The 1,326-nt window shown below is 56.9% G+C and carries 1 rRNA gene (cut by a window edge); it reads left to right on the top strand.

Going from position 1 to position 1,326, the window contains the following annotated elements:
• Positions 1–50: 50 nt before the first annotated feature.
• Positions 51–1,326: ribosomal RNA gene (locus ACGFR7_RS37390) — 23S ribosomal RNA — on the top strand (it continues 1,271 nt past the right edge of the window).

The raw sequence follows: 1,326 nt of genomic DNA, 5'->3' as shown, positions 1-1,326 counted from the left end.
TGGGTGGCTGGTCGTTGCTTGAGAACTGCACAGTGGACGCGAGCATCTGTGGCCAAGTTTTTAAGGGCGCACGGTGGATGCCTTGGCACCAGGAACCGATGAAGGACGTGGGAGGCCACGATAGGCCCCGGGGAGCTGTCAACCAAGCTTTGATCCGGGGGTGTCCGAATGGGGAAACCCGGCAGTCGTCATGGGCTGTCACCCGCTGCTGAACACATAGGCAGTGTGGAGGGAACGCGGGGAAGTGAAACATCTCAGTACCCGCAGGAAGAGAAAACAACCGTGATTCCGGGAGTAGTGGCGAGCGAAACCGGATGAGGCCAAACCAGTCACGTGTGATACCCGGCAGGGGTTGCGTGGTTGGGGTTGTGGGAGTTCTCTTTCACAGTCTGCCGGCTGTGAGACGAGTCAGAAACCGTTGATGTAGGCGAAGGACATGCGAAAGGTCCGGCGTAGAGGGTAAGACCCCCGTAGCTGAAACATTAACGGCTCGTTTGAGAACCACCCAAGTAGCACGGGGCCCGAGAAATCCCGTGTGAATCTGGCGGGACCACCCGTTAAGCCTAAATATTCCCTGGTGACCGATAGCGGATAGTACCGTGAGGGAATGGTGAAAAGTACCGCGGGAGCGGAGTGAAATAGTACCTGAAACCGTGTGCCTACAAGCCGTGGGAGCGTCGCGCAGAGACTTGTCTCTGCGTCGTGACTGCGTGCCTTTTGAAGAATGAGCCTGCGAGTTTGCGGTATGTTGCGAGGTTAACCCGTGTGGGGAAGCCGTAGCGAAAGCGAGTCCGAATAGGGCGTTGAGTAGCGTGCCCAAGACCCGAAGCGGAGTGATCTAGCCATGGGCAGGTTGAAGCGGAGGTAAGACTTCGTGGAGGACCGAACCCACCAGGGTTGAAAACCTGGGGGATGACCTGTGGTTAGGGGTGAAAGGCCAATCAAACTCCGTGATAGCTGGTTCTCCCCGAAATGCATTTAGGTGCAGCGTCGTGTGTTTCTTGCCGGAGGTAGAGCACTGGATAGGCGATGGGCCCTACCGGGTTACTGACCTTAGCCAAACTCCGAATGCCGGTAAGTGAGAGCGCGGCAGTGAGACTGTGGGGGATAAGCTCCATGGTCGAGAGGGAAACAGCCCAGAGCATCGACTAAGGCCCCTAAGCGTGTGCTAAGTGGGAAAGGATGTGGAGTCGCAGAGACAACCAGGAGGTTGGCTTAGAAGCAGCCATCCTTGAAAGAGTGCGTAATAGCTCACTGGTCAAGTGATTCCGCGCCGACAATGTAGCGGGGCTCAAGCACACCGCCGAAGTCGTGTCATTGCAGCAT

The sequence above is a fragment of the Streptomyces sp. NPDC048516 genome (assembly GCF_043199875.1).
Classification (GTDB): Bacteria; Actinomycetota; Actinomycetes; order Streptomycetales; family Streptomycetaceae; genus Streptomyces.
Note: the sequence above shows the minus strand (reverse complement) of the source record. Positions and strands in the feature narration are given on the sequence as shown.